The sequence below is a fragment of the Thermodesulfobacteriota bacterium genome, assembly GCA_040755095.1.
GTDB lineage: Bacteria > Desulfobacterota > Desulfobulbia > Desulfobulbales > JBFMBH01 > JBFMBH01.
On sequence record JBFMBH010000104.1, the window covers coordinates 1 to 17,092 of the forward strand.

Genomic DNA, 17,092 nt, shown 5'->3' on the forward strand with positions numbered 1-17,092 from the left:
GCCGGATGCCAGTATTTCCGGATCATTGGTGATGATGGGAATATCAAGATGCCTTGCCGTGGCAGCAATAAGGCGATCATGGAGTTCGGGAATGTCGGCAATCTCAGAGGCGGTTTTCAGGATTTCCAGGCTGAGCGGCTCAAACTGGTAATTGTCGCTTTGCATCAACTTTTCAGACTGCAACAGGTTCACATCGATCCGGTTTTTCTCAAACAGATACATCACTTCCATTAGCACGACGGCCGGAATGATGATAACGTTTTTTTCCTGGTCGGCGTCCAGAAAAGCCTGATGGCAAACGTCATCGATCACCTTGCGGCCGACCATGAATTTGACCAGGGCCTGCGTGTCGGTAACAAAGCTATTCATTTCCGACTTCCTCTTCCAGGTGTTTCCAACTCTCTTGTTTGAATTTCTTTAATTCCCCGAGATCAATATCATAGCCTTGTAATATTCCATGGAGCTTGATGATGTTCTTTGTCGTCTGCCGCTTCTCCTTGTGCTTCATGAAATCGATAAAATCAGCTACGGAACCTAAATCCTGACCCGAAAGACTAGCCAATTTAGTGTAAATTTCATGTCTTTTTATTGCTGTCTCATTCATTAGACACCTCATTCGTCAAATTCAAGTCATTGCCCCCGAAACCTTATTGACACTACTATGGTGTCCTTAAGTTCCTTTCGCGTCAAGGTTTTTGGTAGATACGAGACAAACGACCGCGAGGCCACTGCTCATGCCTGCCGCCGTAGCTACCATAAGGCACGAAGGTGACACGAAGGGGACGTCGGGGCAGAAGGTGAATGGTAGTCCACGCTGGGAGCAGGGTGCCGTACATATCCTGGATGCGCAGGCCCCCTCCCCGACCAACGTCCACGTCAATCCGCCAGGGTCTGACGCACCAAGTCTCGGAACGCCGCCAGGGAGACGACGGTCACCGCGCGCTTCAGCAGGGCCTGCAGGGCCGCCTCGGTCTCGATCTGCTCCAGGCTGCGGATCATGGCTTCCGGGACCGCCTCGAAGCGGGTCTCAAGAACCTCGACGATGCTCCGGCGCAGGGTACTGGTCCTCCCCTGCTGGAGGCCTTGCTGGAGGCCGCGCTCCAGACCCCGCTGTTCCCAACGCTCGGCAAGTGTCGGCATCCATCCCTCCATCGGCAAGCGCGCCATCGATGGCGGCGCGAAAGGCCTCCTCCTCCACCTGCGGCGCGGCTGCGGCCACATAGCGGAGCAGGGTTTCGACGTATTGCAGCCCGGTCTGGGAGCGGGCCAGATCGCGCATCAGGGCGAGAACCCCTGGCAGCCGGTCGCCCAGGTCGCCGGCAAAGATGTGCTTCGTGATCAACTGGTAGAGCAGGTCCGACAGGTGCTCGGCCAGTTGGGGATCGACGAAGCTGTCCTTCACCACGTCCAGGGAGGACAGATCCAGACAGGCGACCACTGCAGGCGGCAGATAGTTGGCAAGGAAGTCCCGGGCGGTGTCCGGCCGGCCCAGCACCTCTTTGACGAAGCGGTCATGGGGGTTGGCAACCTCGCTCATGGCCGTATCCTACGGGCCGACCGGGGGCTTGTCAACGCGGCCGGGCAAGGCTTCCGCCCATCACCGCCTTGAGCAGGCCCACCCCCTTTCTGATCGCCTCCTCCTCCAGATTGCCGTAGCCGATGACCAGCGTATCGTCATAGTCCCGGGTGGCGATGGCGTGGACGGCGGCGGGGTAGAAGCGCGCCCCCTGGGCCTCCACCGCTGCCAGCAGCCCCTGGTCGAAGACCCGGCCGGGGAAGCGGGCGGCCAGATGGAGGCCGGTGGCGCTGCCGAGCACCTGCGCGCGGGCCCCGAACTGGTCCCGGAGAGCGGCCACGGTGGCCGCCCGGCGGCGTTGATAGAGCCGTTTCATGCGGCCCAGGTGGCGGCGGTAGTGACCATCCCGGATGAAGGCGGCCAGGGCCAGCTGGGCGACGGTGCTGTTGTGGAGATCGCTCAGCCACTTCGCCTCCCGGGCCTGGCTGACGAGCCCCGGCGGCAGGACCAGATAGCCGGTGCGGATGGCCGGGCACAGGGTCTTGCTGAAGGTGCCGATGTAGACCACCCGCTCCGGATCGAGGCCGTGCAGAGAGGACAGCGGCGGGCCGTCGAAACGGAGCTCGGAGTCGTAGTCGTCCTCGATCACCAATGCACCGGTGGCTGCCGCGTAGCGCAGGAGATCGAGCCGCCGCTGGATGGGCAGGGTGGTGCCCGTGGGATACTGGTGGGAGGGGGTGACGTAGACCAGGGCCGGCGCGACACCGCCGGGCAGGCGATCCGTGATCAGGCCCTGGCTGTCCACCGGCACCGGCAGGATCTCGGCCCCCCGCTGCCGGAGGATGGCCGCGATGTCCCGGGTGATGGGATCCTCCAGGATCACCTGCCGGCGGTCCTGGAGCAGCAGCCCGCCGGCGATGCCGATGGCCTGGGTGGTGCCGGCGGTGACCACGATCTGGTCCGGATGGCACCGCACGCCCCGCTCCCGGGCCAGATCGTCCCGGATCGCCAGCCGCAGCTCCCGCCGGCCCTCGGGGTCGCCGTAGCCCAGGGCCTCAGGACCGCCGGCCAGGAAGGCCTGCGCCAGGAGACGCGCCCAGACCCGGACCGGGAAACGGGCCAGGTCCGGGGTGCCGGAGCGGAAATTGATCACCCCGGCCGGCGCCTGGTAGCCCATGTTGACCGCCGCCACCCCGGGCGGCCGGGGGGCGGCCGGCAGCGGGGGGCGGCTGGCACCGGCCGCCACGAAGGTGCCAGAGCCCTGGGCCGCCGCGGTGAAGCCCTCGGCAGCCAGGAGATCATAGGCCTCGAGCACGACGTTGCGGGCCACCCCCAGCTCCCGGGCCAGCTGCCGGCTGGCGGGTAGCCGGCAGCCGGCAGGCAGGACGCCGGTCAGGATCCGGCGGCGCAGATCCTCGTAGATCTGGCGGCACAGGGGGGTCGGCGAGGAGCGGTCGATGGGGAGAAACATGGCGGCAACCGGCAATTGGCCCCATCAGGATGACCGGAAAGTGGACCTTCCACAAGCCACTTTCCGTAGACTATCCTGCCAGCCATGCCAGCCGCCAACCGCAGCGACCACCCCCTTGGCTTCCTGACCGCCCCCAGCCGGCGCAACCGTCTGGCCGGGGCACTGCTTTTTGCCCTGGCCATGGCTTTCGGCGGCAGCTCGGTGGTGGTGAGCAAGGGCTGCCTGGTGGGGGCGCCGGTTGTGGCCACCACCTGTCTGACGCTGCTGGTGGCCCTGGTGGGCCTCCTGCCCCTGCAGTGGCGCCGGCGGCAGGAGCTGGCCCGGCTCAGCCGCGGCCAGCTGGCCAACCTGTTCTGGCAGGGGCTGTTCGGGATCGTGCTCTTCCGGATCCTGTCCCTGTATGGCCTGCGCCATACCGGCGCCACCCAGGCGGCGATCATCACCGGCACCACGCCCGCCATGATCACCCTCTTCTCGGTGCTCTTCCTCGGGGAGCGCCCGGGCCGGCGGCGTCTGGCCGCCATCGGGCTGGCGGTGGCCGGGGTCATGGTCATCAACCTGCGGCCAGGGGCTGGCAGCGGCGGCGAACAGCCCCTGGTGGGAAGCCTCCTGGTTCTGGGCGCCGTGGCCGCGGAGGCGGCCATGACCGTCTGCCGCAAGGCGGTGGCCGGCTCGGTGTCCGCGCTTTCCAACACCTTCGCTGTGGTGGCCATCTGCACCCTCATGACCCTGCCCCTGGCAGCGGTCGAGGGCCTGGGGGCGGGGCTGCGGCTGGATCGGGCCTTTGTTCTGGGGATCCTCTGGTACGGCTGGGGGGCAACCGTGCTGGGCTACCTGTGCTTCATGGCCGGTACCGCCCGGATCAGCGCCTCGGCCGCCGGGGTGCTGTCGGCCATGTTCCCGGTCAGCGCCGTCCTCCTGGCCACCCTCTTTCTGGCCGAGCCCTTCACGAGCCGCCAGCTCGCCGGCTGCAGCCTGGTGGTGGCTGCCATCCTCCTCACCGCCCTGGAGGGGAGAAGGAGGAGTCGGCCAGACGCTCCAGGGCCAGGCGCGCCTGGGCGGCGACGGTGGTCGCTTCGAGCTGGGGCGGGGTGAAAAGAAGGAAGGGGGCCGGATCGGTGCTGAGGGGCACCAGCTGCTGCCGGCAGGAGAGGGCGGCCAGAAGGCCCAGGGCCCGGGCGGCCAGACCCCGGAGCTCCGGCCGCGGGGAGCGAAGATAGCCGGGCAGATATTGCTCGGCCCGGTGGCGGCGCAGAAGCTGGGGCCGGGCTGCGGCCAGCCGGCCAAGCCCCCAGAGGAGGCCGGCCTGCAGGCCCTCGTGCTCCAGAAACGAGCCGTCCTCCCGCATGTAGGCCACCAGCATGTGGCCAAACTCGGCGGCAAGATCGGCATGGCAGGTCATGATCTCGGCCATCGCCTCCGGCGCCCCCCAGCCGATGCCGCCGGACTCGTCGTTGAGGCTCCACATGAGGCGCCGCATGACCACCCGGCCGGCCTCCAGATCAGCATCGGCCAGGCGGGCGACGGTTACGCCCAGGGCGAGGACAGACCGCCAGCGGAGCAGGGGCTCGGGCCGGCACAGGGCGCCGATCAGGGGCTGGACGGCAGTGGCGGCGGGCAGGGGCGCCAGACCGGCCAGGAGAGCGGCCAGGTCCGGGCTGTCCTGCAGCAGGGCCAGCACCTGGCCCTTGACCGCCCGCCGCCGGCCCGCCGCCCGTTTGATCCCCTCACCTCCGGCTGCTGGCGACACCGCGGTGGGATCCGGCGGGGCTCAGGCCAGCCGCTCCTGGATCCGGCGGCCCAGTTGGTCTCCCAGGGCGAGGCAGGCCGCCAGGTCGTCGGCGGTGGGCACATGCTTGACCTTGATCCCCGGGGCCACCAGCTCCATCTTCATCTCCTCCAGTGCCCTGGTGATGATGCCCACCGCCTCGCCGCTCCAGCCGTAGGAGCCGAAAGCGGCGGCCAGCTTGTTCTCCGGTTTGAGCCCCTTGAGGTAGGTGAGGAAATCGGCCAGGAGCGGCATGATGCCGTTGTTCAGGGTCGGCGAGCCGAAGACCAGGGCCGCCGCGTCCAGCACCTCGGTGATGACGTCCGAGCGGTGGTTGCTCTTGAGATCCAACAGCTTGGTGCTGATCCCCTGACCGACCAGGCCTTTGTAGATGGCGTGGGCCATCTTCTCGGTGCTGTGCCACATGGTGTCGTAGATGATGAGGGCCTTTTTCGCCGGCTTCTGGGCGGCCCAGCCAGCGTACGCCTCGATGATCCGGCCCGGCTCGGCCCGCCAGATGAGGCCGTGATCCGGGGCAATGGTGTCGAACACCAGCCCCAGCTCCTGGATCTTGGCCACCAGCTTGGGGATGAGCTTCGAGTACGGCAGGAGGATGTTGGCGTAGTATTTGGCCGCATGGCGCATAAGCTCGGTCATCTCCACCTGGTCATCGAAGCGCTCGCTGGTGGCCCAGTGCTGGCCAAAGGCGTCGCTGGAGACGAGAAGCCGATCCTCTGGCAGGTAGGAGAACATGCTGTCCGGCCAGTGGAGCATGCGGGTCTCCAGAAACTGGACCGTGCGGCGGCCTATCGAGATGGTCTGGCCGGAGGCCACCGTCTCCAGGGGCCAGTCCGGCCGGTGGAAATGGGAAAGGATGGCCTTGTGGCCCATGTCCGAGCAGAAAATCTTCTTGGGCCTGACGATCTCGACCATCTCCGGCAGGGCGCCGGAATGGTCCATCTCCACATGGTTGACCACGATGTAGTCGATCTGGGCGGGATCGATATGGCTGCGCAGCCGGTGCAGCAGATCCCCCTCGAAGCCCTTCTTCACGGTGTCGAAGAGGGTGGGGTGCTCGTCCAGAGCCAGGTAGGCGTTGTAGGTGGTGCCCTTGTAAGTGCTGTAGCCGTGGAAGTCACGAACCTTCCAGTCCACAGCGCCCACCCAGTGGATATCCTTCTTGACCTCGGTCTGTGTCATGGGAGCGACTCCTGGGGAAGGATCTCAGCCGGCGGCCGGCTTGGCACTGCCGGTGCCGGGCATGACGAAGCGGCGCTGGGCCAGCTCGGTGTCGAGAAAGAACAGCGGCGCCGAGGCATCCCCGGCCAGGCGCAGCTTGTCCACGATGGCCCCGGCGTTGGCCTCTTCCTCCACCTGCTCGGAGACGAACCACTGGAGGAAGTTGGTGGAGGCATGATCCCGCTCGGCCAGGGCCTGGTCGAGAAGGCCGTTGATGAGGCCCGTCACCTTGCGCTCGTGGGCCAGGGTGTCCTGGAAGACCGCCAGGGCCGAGGCCCATTCCAGGGGGGGCGCTGCGATGGCCGCCAGGCGCACCCGGCCGCCCCGCTCGCCGATGTGAGCGAAGAACTTCATGGCGTGGAAGGCCTCTTCCTGGGCCTGCATCCGCATCCAGTTGGCGCAGCCCGAAAGGCCCGCCGACTCGAAATAGGCGGCCATGGCCAGATAAAGGTAGGAGGAGTACAGCTCCGCGTTCAGCTGGCCGTTCATGGCCTCTTCCATGGTGGGGGAAAGCATGGTGTCAGCTCCTCCACAGGCCGTGCAGATTGCAGTATTCCCGAGCGGTCACCACCTTGGCCGACGTGGCGAAGAAGGCCTCCGGCGCCTGGCCCGGGGCCAGGAACTGGCGGAGGGCCTGGCCATCGGCCAACAGCTCGATCCACTGGATAAAGTGCTTTTCTTCCATGGGATGGGGCACGCTGCCCACCTTCACCTTGAAGCCGCCCGCCACCTGCTCCACCACCGGCACGTGCTTCTCCCGGGAGGCGTCCACGGTGTTCTCGGTCATGAGCTTCATGGGCTGGCCGCAGCAGACCAGCTCGCCGTCGCTGGCATGGAGCATCTCGACAATGTTGCCGCAGACCTCGCACCGGTAAACCTGATGGCGCTCGTTCATGATTTCGTCTCCCGTTGGCAGAGTGCTTGTCCTGTCGAGCCGGTCGCAGGGCCGGCTCGGCTACCAGTTCTCGCCCAGGAGCTCGAAGTAGGCCTGCTCGTGGGCGCAGGCTGGGCAGCGGCTCGGGGCGTCGGTGCTGTGGTGCAGATAGCCGCAGTTGCGGCAGCGCCAGGTGGTGGCCTGGTCCCGGTGGAAGACTCGGCCGGCGGTGATGTTGGCAGCCAGATCCAGGTAGCGCTTCTCGTGCTGCCTTTCAGCCACCGACACCGCCTCGAAAACGGCGGCCACTTCGGCAAAGCCCTCCTCCCGGGCGATGGCGGCAAAGCCGGGATACAGGGTGCTGTGCTCGTGGCGCTCCCCCATGGCCGCGGCCTCCAGGTTGGCCAGTGTGGCGCCGATGACCCCGGCCGGAAAGGTTCCTGAGATCTCCAGGTCCTGGCCTTCCAGGAACTTGAAGAAGCGCTTGGCATGCTCCTTCTCCTGGTCGGCGGTCTCCAGGAAGATGGCCTCGATCTGGCGAAAGCCATCCTTTTTGGCCTGGCTGGCGAAGTAGGTGTACCGGTTGCGGGCCTGGGATTCGCCCGCAAAGGCGGCGAGGAGGCTTTTTTCGGTTTCGGTGCCCATGAGCTTGCCCATGTTCTTCTTCTCCTTAAGAGATGGGGGATGCGGGTTGATCCTCTGGATCAGGCTCGGCGCCGGCGGCCTGGCAGTGCGGGCAGCGGCCGGAGAACACCACCTGGCAGCCAGTGAGTGCAAAGTCCGTGCCGCATTGGGCGATGGAGGTCAGGTCCGGCAGCTCGCAATCGGCCAGCACGTCCCCGACCCGGCCGCAGCCCTCGCAACGAACATGGTGATGGGGCGTCATCGTGCCGTCGAAGCGCTTCTGCTGGCCGGCCAGCTCGATCTTGCGCACCAGCCCCGATTCGGCCAGGATCTCCAGATTGCGGTACACGGTGGCCAGGCTGATGCGAGGCGCCCGGCGACGGATGAGCTGGAAGATCTCGTCCACCGTGGGATGGCTCGTCAGCTCCCGCAGGGTCTCCAGGATCACCTGACGCTGATAGGTCATGATCAAGTCAGGCCCGCCTGCCATGGCATTCCTCCCAGAGAATGATTCCTAATAGCAAAGCCGTCCTGGGCCTGTCAAGGGGGCAAAGTGCGGCCGCCCTCCCGGGCGCGGGTCAGGGCAAAGGTGGCACCATTATCAGACCGGCTCTCCGGATTTGTAAAGGGGTTTCGCTGCTGTAGGCCCTTGCGGCCACCGGCCAGCGGCGGGGGAATCGGTTGCCTTCCCGCCAGGCCCCTGGTATAACCAAGGCCAGCTCTGCCCGCCGCTGGCGCGGTGCTCCGGCCCGCATGGTGCCTGGGCCGGGGCGGGCTCTGCCAGGGCGACAAGGAGGAAGGAGCATGGTGGCCAGGATCGAGGTGGGACTGAAGCCTGAGTTCGTGGACGCGTATGGCGGCACCGTCGCGCGCCGCATCGCCGGCGACCTGCACCTGCCCATCGCCGGGGTGCGCACCTTGAAGGTCTTCACGGTGGACGCCGAGCTGGGCCAGGCGGAGCTGGCCGCCCTGGCGGGGGAGGCCTTCCGGGATCCGGTGACCCAGGAGGCCTCCCTGGGCTCCCTGGCCCTGGACGGGGGCCTGGCCTTCGACTGGGTGGTCGAGGTGGGCTTTCGGCCCGGGGTGACCGACAACGAGGGGCATACCGCGGCCCAGGCCCTGGCGCTCCTCCTGGGACGCCGCCTGACCGCCGGGGAGGGGGTGTTCACCTCGGTGCAGTACCTTCTTGAGGGCCCTTTGCGCCGGGAGCAGGTGGAGATGGTGGCCAGAAGCCTTCTGGCCAACGAGCTCATCCAGCGCTTTGCCGTCAAGGACCGGGCCCAGTTTGTGGCAGACCAGGGAATGGAGAAGGTGGTGCCCCGGGTCACCGGCCTGGTCTCCGCCGCGGTGGCCGAGATCGACCTCGATGTGCCGGATGCGGAGCTTAGGCGCATCAGCCGGGAGGGCACCCTGGCGCTGACGGTCCCGGAGATGACCATCATCCGCGACTACCTCAAGCGGCCTGAGGTGCTGGCGCGCCGGGCCCGCTACGGCCTTGGGGAGCGGGTCACCGACGTGGAGCTGGAGAGCCTGGCCCAGACCTGGTCCGAGCACTGCAAGCACAAGATCTTCAACGCGGTCATCGACTACCGCGACTTGGCCACCGGCGAGAGCGCGACCATCACCAGCCTTTTCGACACCTATATCCGGGCCTCCACCCAGGCCATCCGCCAGGACAAGGGCGCCGCCGACTGGTGCCTGTCGGTCTTCAAGGACAACGCCGGGGTCATCCGCTTCGACAGCGACTGGAAGCTGGCCTTCAAGGTCGAGACCCACAACAGCCCTTCAGCCCTGGACCCGTACGGCGGGGCGCTGACCGGTATCGTCGGCGTCAACCGCGATCCCTTCGGCACCGGGATGGGCGCCAAGCTGGTGGCCAACACCAACGTCTTCTGCTTTGCCTCGCCCTTCTACGACCAGCCGCTGCCACCCCGGCTCCTCCATCCGAAGCGGATCTTCGAGGGGGTGCGCCAGGGCGTGGAGCATGGTGGCAACAAGAGTGGCATCCCCACGGTCAACGGCTCCCTGGTCTTCGATGACCGGTATGCGGGCAAGCCGCTGGTCTTCTGCGGCACCATCGGCATCCTGCCGGACACCCTCCATGGCCAGCCCGCGGAGACCAAGAAGGCCCGGGCCGGCGACGCCATCGTCATGACCGGCGGCCGCATCGGCAAGGACGGCATCCACGGCGCCACCTTCTCCTCCGAGGAGCTGCACGAGGGCTCGCCGGCCACCGCTGTCCAGATCGGCGACCCCATCACCCAGAAGAAGATGTTCGACTGCCTGCTCGTGGCCCGGGATCGGGGGCTCTACACCTGCATCACCGACAACGGCGCCGGCGGCCTCTCCTCGTCGGTGGGCGAGATGGCCCAGGATACCGGCGGCTTCGAGCTGCACCTGGACCGGGCGCCGCTCAAGTACGCCGGCCTCGCCCCCTGGGAGATCTTCCTCTCCGAGGCCCAGGAGCGGATGACCCTGGCGGTGCCCCAGGAGCACCTGCCAGCCTTTCTGGCCCTGTGCGCCAAGATGGATGTGGAGGCCACGGTGCTGGGCACCTTCACCGACAGCGGCCTTTTCCACGTGCTCCACGACGGCCGCACCGTCGCCTGCCTGGAGATGGAATTCGTCCACGGCGGCCTGCCGCCTATGCGGCTGGCCGCCGCCTGGCAGCCGCCCCGCCATCCGGAGCCGGTCCTGCCGGCGGCGCCGGACCTGGGGGCCACCCTGCGGGCGCTTCTGGGGCGTCTCAATGTCTGCAGCAAAGAGTACGTGGTCCGGCAGTACGACCATGAGGTGCAGGGCGGCTCGGTGGTGAAGCCGTTGACCGGCGTCGCCAACGACGGTCCCAGCGATGCCGCGGTGCTGCGGCCGGTCCTCACCAGCTTCCGGGGCCTGGCGGTGAGCCACGGCATCTGTCCCCGTTACTCGGATATCGATGCCTTCCACATGACCGCCTGCGCTATCGACGAGGGCATCCGCAACGCCCTTGCCGTGGGCGCCAGCCTGGAGCACATGGCCGGGCTGGACAACTTCTGCTGGTGCGACCCGGTGCTCTCGGACAAGACCCCGGACGGGCCATACAAGCTGGCCCAGCTGGTGCGGGCCAACCAGGCCCTGGCCCGCTACACCCGGGCCTACGGCGTGCCGTGCATCTCCGGCAAGGACAGCATGAAGAACGATTACCTGGTGGCCGGCACCAAGATCTCCATCCCGCCGACCCTGCTCTTCTCGGTGGTGGCCGTGCTGCCCGACGTGCGGCAGGCGGTGACCATGGATCTCAAGCGGCCCGGCGATCGGGTCTACGTCCTGGGCCTCACCCGGCCGGAGCTGGGGGCCTCCGAGTACGCCGGCCTCCTGGGGGCCATCGGCAATACCGTGCCCCAGGTGCGGGAGGAGGAGGCCCTGCCCCGCTACCAGGCCTTGGCTGCGGCCTGCCGCCAGGGCCTGGTAGCCTCCTGCCACGACTGCGCTGACGGCGGCCTCGGGGTGGCCCTGGCGGAATGCGCCTTTGCCGGCGGCCTCGGACTGGCCGTGGACCTCGACCGGGTGCCCGCAGCAGGGATCGACCGCACAGACGTGCTGCTCTTTGCCGAGTCCCAGAGCCGCTTTGTGGTGAGTGTCGCCCCGGAGAAAGTCCCGGCCTTCGAGGCCCTCCTGGCCGGCACCGGCTGCGCCCTGGTGGGCGAGGTGCTGGCCGAGCCGGTGCTGCGCTGCACCGCCGGCGGCAGGACCGTGGTCGCCGAGCCGCTGGCCGCCCTCAAAGAGGCCTGGCAACGGCCCCTGTGGCTCTGAGCCCTGTCGGGAGCTGGCGATGACACTTCCCAAGGGTATCCTGGTGGCCGAGATCGAGGACGGCCAGGCGGTGGAAGGCCTCTTCCTCCTCCACGAGCTTTCCCGGGCCCAGACCAAGAACGGCAAGCCGTATCTGATTGTCACCGTCGCCGACCGGAGCGGCAGCATGGCTGGCCGGGTCTGGGAAGACGCCGACCGCTGGGCACAGGGCCTCAAGGCCGGCGAGGTGGTGGCCCTGGCCGGTGTCGCCCAGGCCTACCGGGGGGAGATCCAGCTGCGCATCGCCAGCCTGCGGCCGGTCAGCCGCGACCAGGTGGACATGGCCTTCTTCCTGCCGGCCACCGCCGCCGATGTGGAGGCCCTCGGCGCCGAGCTGGCGGCCCACATCAGCAGCATCACCGACCCCCCTCTGCGCCTGCTCCTTTCTCGCCTTTTCGACTCCGGCCCCTTTTTGACCGCCTTCATGGCGGCGCCGGCTGCGAAAAGGCTCCACCACGCCTGCCTGGGTGGCCTCCTGGAGCACACCTGCGCCGTGGCCCGTCTGGCCGACCGCGTCGCTCAACTCTATCCGGCCGTGGACCGCTCGCTGCTCATGGCCGGCGCCCTGGTGCACGACATCGGCAAGACCCATGAGCTGGACCCGTCGAGCTTTCCCTTCGAGTACACCGACCAGGGGCGGTTGGTCGGGCACGTCGTCCTGGGGGCGCAGATGGTGCAGGCAGCGGCCAGCGCCATCGAAGGCTTTCCGCCTGAGGTCGCCACCCGGCTGGTGCATCTGGTGCTGAGCCACCACGGCCAGCCGGAGTTCGGGGCGCCGGCCGTGCCCATGCTGCTGGAGGCCTTTATCCTCAACCTCCTCGATGACCTGGACGCCAAGGTCAACCAGTTCCGGCGGCTGGCCGAGGGTCTCAGGGAGCCGGGCTACCAGTGGAGCGACTACCAGCGCCATCTCGAGCGCTATCTGCTGGTGCTGGGGCCGGCCCAGCAGGAGGAGGGGAGCCCGGAGCCGCCGCCGGCCGGCGAGCCCGGCTCGTTGCCCGGCGGCCGGCGCCAGCCCAGCCTCTGGTAGCCGGCCTCCGGTGCCCATGGCGACCCCCGTCCAGCCCCACCTGCTGTCGTCCGTCATCGGCCAGGAGCGCGCCAAGACCGTGCTGCGCCGGGCGGTGGCCGGCCAGCGCCTCGGCCATGCCTTCCTCTTCCGGGGACCGGCCGGGGTGGGCAAGCGCCGCACCGCCATGGCCTTCGCCGCCCTGGTCAACTGCCGGCAGCGGCGGGCCGGCGATGCCTGCGGCGTCTGTCCCTCCTGCCGCAAACTGGCGGCAGGCAGCCATCCGGACGTGACACGCATCGATCCGGACGGTGCCTTCATCAAGATCGACCAGATTCGCCGCCTCGCCACCATCCTGGGCTTCCCCCCCCTGGAGGGTCTGTTTCGGGTCATCATCCTGGCCGGGGTGGAGAACATGCGGGTCGAGGGTGCCAATGCCCTCCTGAAAACCCTGGAGGAGCCGCCGCCAGCCACCATCCTGGTGCTGACCGCCGACGAGGCTGGTCCCCTGCTGCCCACGGTGGTCTCCCGCTGCCAGGTCGTGCCGTTCTTGCCCCTGGCCCCCGAAGAGGTGGCACAAGGCGTCCTTCTTCAGGTAGACTGTGACCCGCACACGGCCCGGGGAATGGCCGCCGTGGCCGGGGGCAGCATCGGCCGCGCCCTCACCCTGGCCGCCAGCGGCCTTCACCCGACGAGCGAGCGGCTCCAATCGGTCCTGGCCGCCGGCTGGGCCGACGACCCGGAAACCGTGGAGGCCCTGCTGGCCCTGGCCCGGGAAGCCGCGGCCCTCAAAGAGGATCTCGATCCCTTCCTCGACCTGGTGGCCATCTGGGCCCGGGACCTGCTGGTGACCGCCACTGGCCTGCCGGCAAGCCTTTTGGCCAACCCGGACGCGGCGGCCCGGCTCTCCTCTGTCCAGGGCCGCTGGACCCGGGAGGAGATCCAGGCCATGTTCCGGGATCTGGACCGGGTCCGGGACCAGCTGCGCCGCAACTGCAACCGGGAGCTGGCGTGCGAGGTGCTGTTCCTGGGCCTGGCCCCGCGCCGGCCGCCGGCAACCGGCGCCGGGGGCGCCAGGCCGTCCCTGTAGGTCTCCGAGAGCCATGCCAATCGCCAGCGACGAGTCGAAAGCCCAACCAGAGTCCGATCTTCAGCCAACCGTGACCGGAGCCCCGGAGGCCACCCCGGAGGCCCCGGCTACCCAGGCGCCTTCCCAGGGGGAGCCGGAGCGGGGCGAGGCCGGCAGCCCAGGGCCCCGGGATCCGGGCCATCTCTTTTCCATCCAGCTGCGGCCGGGTGCCATTCCGGTCCTGGGCCGCAGCCGCGTGCCTGGCCTTCATGCCGGCGAGCTGGTGATGGTCAAGATCGACCGCCGGCTCGAGCCGGGCCGCGTCCTCGGCCCCACGCGCCACTGGCTGCCTGTGGCCGGCCGGCCGGCCAGCCCGGTGGCCGCCGTCGTCCGCCGGGCCAATACCGAGGAGACCGAGCGCTACGCCCGCCTCCAGGACCTGGAGCGCCAGGCCCACGCCCTGTGCGACCGGCTCATCGAGCAGCACGGCCTGGCCATGGTCCTGGTCCGGGTGGAGCGCTTCTTCGACAACTCCAAGATCATTTTCTACTTCACCGCCGACAACCGGGTGGATTTCCGCGCCCTGGTTCGCGATCTGGTCCGGGATCTCAAGATCCGCATCGAGATGCGGCAGATCGGCGTCCGCCACGAATCGAAGATGATCGGCGGCCTGGGGCATTGCGGCCGGGAGCTGTGCTGCGCCAGCTACCTCAACAACTTCGTGCCCATCTCCATCAAGATGGCCAAGGAGCAGAACCTGCCCTTGAACCCCAGCAAGATCTCCGGGGTCTGCAGCCGCCTCTTGTGCTGCCTGACCTACGAGTTCGACACCTACGCCAGTATCCGCAAGCGGATGCCCAAGGTGGGCAAGAGCATCCTGCTCCGGGACAAGACCTACAAGGTGATCCAGCACGATCCTTTGCGGGAGACGATCCGGGTGGTGGATGCGGAAGGCAAGGAATCGACCCTCGCCGCCTCGGACTGGGAGGCGGCCGTGGTCAGGAAATAGGCGCCCCACCCGAGAACGGATCCCTCCATGGCCCTGCACATCACGACCCCCATCTATTATGTCAATGCCGAGCCCCATCTCGGCCATGCCTACACCACCCTGGTCGCCGATGTGGTGGCCCGCTACCGCCGGCTGGCCGGGGACGAGGTGCATTTCCAGACCGGTACCGACGAGCACGGCGACAAGGTGGTGCAGGCGGCGGCCAAGGCCGGCCTGGGCGTCAGGGACTACACCGATCGGATCAGCGGCCTTTTCCGCGACGCTTGGCCGGTCCTGGGCATCGAGCCGGACACCTTCATCCGCACCACCGGCCAGGGCCACCTCCGGACCGTGCAGCGGATCCTCCAGCAGGTCTACGACCAGGGGGATATCGTCTTCGCCGACTATGCCGGCCTCTACTGCTGGGGCTGCGAGCGCTTCCTCACCGAGAAGGAGCTGGTGGGCGGCCTGTGCCCGGACCACCAGCGGCCGCCGGAGCCCATCGCCGAGAAGAACTACTTCTTCCGCATGAGCCGCTACCAGGAGTGGCTGGTGCGCTACATCACCGAGCACCCGGACTGCATCACCCCGGAGCGCTACCGCAACGAGGTCCTGTCCTTCCTGCGCGAGCCCCTGGCGGATCTGTGCATCTCCCGGCCGACGAGCCGCCTGACCTGGGGGATCCCGCTGCCCTTCGACCGCAGCTTCGTCACCTATGTCTGGTTCGACGCCCTCATCAACTACCTCACCGGTCTGGGCTACCCGGATGCCCCGGGCTTCTCCCGCTTCTGGGCCGGCACCGAGCACCTGATCGCCAAGGATATCCTGAAGCCCCATGCCATCTACTGGCCGACCATGCTGAAGGCCATCGGCCTGCCGCCCTTCCGGCGCCTGCACGTGCACGGCTACTGGAACATCGATGACACCAAGATGTCCAAGAGTCTGGGCAATGTGGTGCGGCCCGGGGATCTGGTGTCCGCTTTTGGCGTCGACACCGTCCGCTATTTTCTCATGCGGGAGATGGCCTTCGGGGTGGACGCCTCCTTCAGCCGCGAGGCCATCGTCGGCCGCCACAACTCCGACCTGGCCAATGATCTGGGCAACCTGGTGAGCCGCAGCCTCACCATGGCCGGCAAGTACGCGGCCGGCAAGGTGCCTGCCCCCGAGACCGCCCTGGCGGCCGATCAGGAGCTGGCGGCGGCGGCCACCGCCATGGTGGCCAACTGGCGCAAGGAGCTGGACGATTTTGCCTTTCACCGCGCCCTGGCCGCCGTCTGGGAGGTGGTGGGCCGGGCCAACCGCTACATCGTGACCAACGCGCCCTGGGAGCTGGCCAAGGATCCCGGTCAGAGCGGCCGCCTGGCCACCATCCTCTACCACCTCCTGGAGACCTTGCGTCTGGTGGGGCTGACGCTTGCCCCCTTCCTGCCCGGCACCGCCAACCGCCTGCTGGAGCTGCTCGGCACCGGCGGTCCCGTGGAGCTGGCCCGGGACGGGCAGTGGGGCAGGCTGGCCCCCGGACAGAGCCTGGGGGCACCCCAAGCCCTCTTCCCCCGGCTGGACAAGGCCGATCAGCCGCCGGCCAGCCCGGTCCCCGGCCAGCCGCCGGCCGATGAGCCCGGGCTGTCCCTGGCCGAATTCCAGCGGCTGGATCTGCGGGTGGCCGAGGTCGTCCAGGCCGAGCGGGTGCCCAAGGCCGATCGTCTGCTCAAGCTCCTGGTGCGGGCCCCGGAGGAGCGGACGGTGGTGGCCGGGATTGCCGGTCACTACAGCCCGGAGGCGGTGGTCGGCCGGCAGGTGATCCTGGTCGCCAACCTGGCCCCGGCCAAGATCAAGGGCATCCGCTCCGAGGGCATGGTGCTGGCGGTGCGGGACGGCGACCGGCTGGTCCTGGTGGCGCCGTCAGAGCCGGTGACGCCTGGGTGCAAGGTATCCTGATGGCCGGGCTGCCTCCTGTTGTGGCCTCGCCCCTGCCGCGCCTGGCCGGCCTGCCCTGGCGCAAGCTGTGGCTGACCGGGGAGGACGATCAGCCCCTGGCCCTCTTTCTGGCCGTGGAACGTCTGGGCGCAACCACCGGCCTGGCGGTGGCCCGGGAGCTGGCCGGCCGGCTGCCCGGTCTCGATGGCCTGCCGGAACGCCTGTCCCTGCCCGAGCTGAACGTCCGGTTGGCCGCTGTGGAGGCCGAGCTGGCCCAGCTGCGGGAGCTTTCCCGCACCGATCCTCTGACGGGCCTCGCCAATGTGCGCCGCCTGCAGGAGGGGCTGCGCGCCGAGCTGGACCGGGTGGGCCGCACCCGGCTGCCCCTTGGCCTCATCATGACCGACATCGACCATTTCAAGGCGGTGAACGATACCTACGGCCATGAGACCGGCAACGAGGCCCTGTGCACCGTGGCCGGCATCATCCGCAGCCAGATCCGCTCCATCGATACCGCGGCCCGTTACGGCGGTGAGGAGTTTGCCATCATCCTTCCCGCCACCGGCCTGGCCCGGGCGAAGACAGTGGCGGAGCGCCTGCGGCGGGCGGTGCGGGCCACTGCCATCACCGCGGCTGATGGCCGCCGCTTCGGCATCACCGCCAGCTTCGGCGTGGCGGTGGCAAGCCCTGGCCAGGATCTGGCGCCGGAGGCCCTGATCAGCCGGGCTGACCAGGAGCTGTACCGGGCCAAGGCCGCCGGCCGGGACCGGGTGTCGGCGCCCGAGG

Annotated in this window: 18 protein-coding genes; 7 read left to right on the forward strand and 11 right to left on the reverse strand. The window is 68.2% G+C overall.

Annotated features, from left to right (window positions below):
- The 5 genes from AB1634_14230 to AB1634_14250 form a co-directional block, all read right to left on the reverse strand.
- Positions 1-369: PIN domain-containing protein (locus tag AB1634_14230; GenBank protein ID MEW6220670.1), on the reverse strand; the 369-nt coding region annotated here is incomplete at its 3' end.
- On the reverse strand, positions 362-604 hold the full coding sequence (locus tag AB1634_14235) for a hypothetical protein (GenBank protein MEW6220671.1): 243 nt from the start codon (positions 602-604) through the stop codon (positions 362-364). The genes AB1634_14230 and AB1634_14235, both read right to left, overlap by 8 nt.
- 272 nt (positions 605-876) lie before the next feature.
- Positions 877-999: a hypothetical protein gene (locus AB1634_14240; GenBank protein MEW6220672.1), complete on the reverse strand. Its 123-nt coding sequence runs from the start codon at positions 997-999 to the stop codon at positions 877-879.
- A gap of 28 nt (positions 1,000-1,027) precedes the next feature.
- Positions 1,028-1,537: an Rpn family recombination-promoting nuclease/putative transposase gene (locus AB1634_14245; protein MEW6220673.1), complete on the reverse strand. Its 510-nt coding sequence runs from the start codon at positions 1,535-1,537 to the stop codon at positions 1,028-1,030.
- Positions 1,538-1,568: 31 nt separating this feature from the next.
- Positions 1,569-2,987: a PLP-dependent aminotransferase family protein gene (locus tag AB1634_14250; GenBank protein ID MEW6220674.1), complete on the reverse strand. Its 1,419-nt coding sequence runs from the start codon at positions 2,985-2,987 to the stop codon at positions 1,569-1,571.
- An 84-nt stretch (positions 2,988-3,071) separates the two neighbouring features.
- Between AB1634_14250 and AB1634_14255 the strand changes: the two genes are divergently transcribed.
- Positions 3,072-4,082 (forward strand): DMT family transporter, encoded by a 1,011-nt coding sequence (locus tag AB1634_14255; protein MEW6220675.1) that lies wholly within the window; start codon positions 3,072-3,074, stop codon positions 4,080-4,082.
- On the opposite strand, the gene AB1634_14260 is transcribed toward AB1634_14255, so the two are convergent.
- The 6 genes from AB1634_14260 to AB1634_14285 are packed head-to-tail and all read right to left on the reverse strand — an operon-like array spanning position 3,985 to position 7,958.
- Entirely contained in the window at positions 3,985-4,737 is a 753-nt protein-coding gene (locus AB1634_14260) for a DVU0298 family protein (protein ID MEW6220676.1), read from the reverse strand. The genes AB1634_14255 and AB1634_14260 overlap by 98 nt on opposite strands.
- 21 nt (positions 4,738-4,758) lie before the next feature.
- Positions 4,759-5,955, reverse strand: a complete 1,197-nt coding sequence (locus AB1634_14265; GenBank protein MEW6220677.1) for a flavodoxin domain-containing protein — start codon at positions 5,953-5,955, stop codon at positions 4,759-4,761.
- A 24-nt stretch (positions 5,956-5,979) separates the two neighbouring features.
- Positions 5,980-6,510: a ferritin gene (locus AB1634_14270; protein MEW6220678.1), complete on the reverse strand. Its 531-nt coding sequence runs from the start codon at positions 6,508-6,510 to the stop codon at positions 5,980-5,982.
- Between the two features lie 4 nt (positions 6,511-6,514).
- Positions 6,515-6,889: a desulfoferrodoxin gene (locus AB1634_14275; protein ID MEW6220679.1), complete on the reverse strand. Its 375-nt coding sequence runs from the start codon at positions 6,887-6,889 to the stop codon at positions 6,515-6,517.
- Between the two features lie 60 nt (positions 6,890-6,949).
- Complete coding sequence (rbr, locus tag AB1634_14280; GenBank protein MEW6220680.1) at positions 6,950-7,525, reverse strand: rubrerythrin; 576 nt, start codon at positions 7,523-7,525, stop codon at positions 6,950-6,952.
- 13 nt (positions 7,526-7,538) lie between these two features.
- On the reverse strand, positions 7,539-7,958 hold the full coding sequence (locus AB1634_14285; protein MEW6220681.1) for a transcriptional repressor: 420 nt from the start codon (positions 7,956-7,958) through the stop codon (positions 7,539-7,541).
- Positions 7,959-8,296: 338 nt separating this feature from the next.
- Here AB1634_14285 and AB1634_14290 point away from each other — a divergent pair, with 338 nt between their 5' ends.
- From AB1634_14290 to AB1634_14315, 6 genes are all read left to right on the forward strand, one after another.
- Positions 8,297-11,284 (forward strand): AIR synthase-related protein, encoded by a 2,988-nt coding sequence (locus AB1634_14290; protein ID MEW6220682.1) that lies wholly within the window; start codon positions 8,297-8,299, stop codon positions 11,282-11,284.
- Positions 11,285-11,303: 19 nt separating this feature from the next.
- Positions 11,304-12,353 (forward strand): HD domain-containing protein, encoded by a 1,050-nt coding sequence (locus AB1634_14295; GenBank protein ID MEW6220683.1) that lies wholly within the window; start codon positions 11,304-11,306, stop codon positions 12,351-12,353.
- 16 nt (positions 12,354-12,369) lie between these two features.
- A complete protein-coding gene (gene holB, locus AB1634_14300) occupies positions 12,370-13,422 on the forward strand; it encodes a DNA polymerase III subunit delta' (GenBank protein MEW6220684.1) in 1,053 nt (350 codons plus the stop codon).
- A 70-nt stretch (positions 13,423-13,492) separates the two neighbouring features.
- Positions 13,493-14,410 (forward strand): regulatory iron-sulfur-containing complex subunit RicT, encoded by a 918-nt coding sequence (gene ricT, locus AB1634_14305; GenBank protein ID MEW6220685.1) that lies wholly within the window; start codon positions 13,493-13,495, stop codon positions 14,408-14,410.
- Positions 14,411-14,437: 27 nt separating this feature from the next.
- A complete protein-coding gene (gene metG / locus AB1634_14310; protein MEW6220686.1) occupies positions 14,438-16,327 on the forward strand; it encodes a methionine--tRNA ligase in 1,890 nt (629 codons plus the stop codon).
- Positions 16,312-17,092: GGDEF domain-containing protein (locus AB1634_14315; protein MEW6220687.1), on the forward strand; the 781-nt coding region annotated here is incomplete at its 3' end. The genes metG and AB1634_14315, both read left to right, overlap by 16 nt.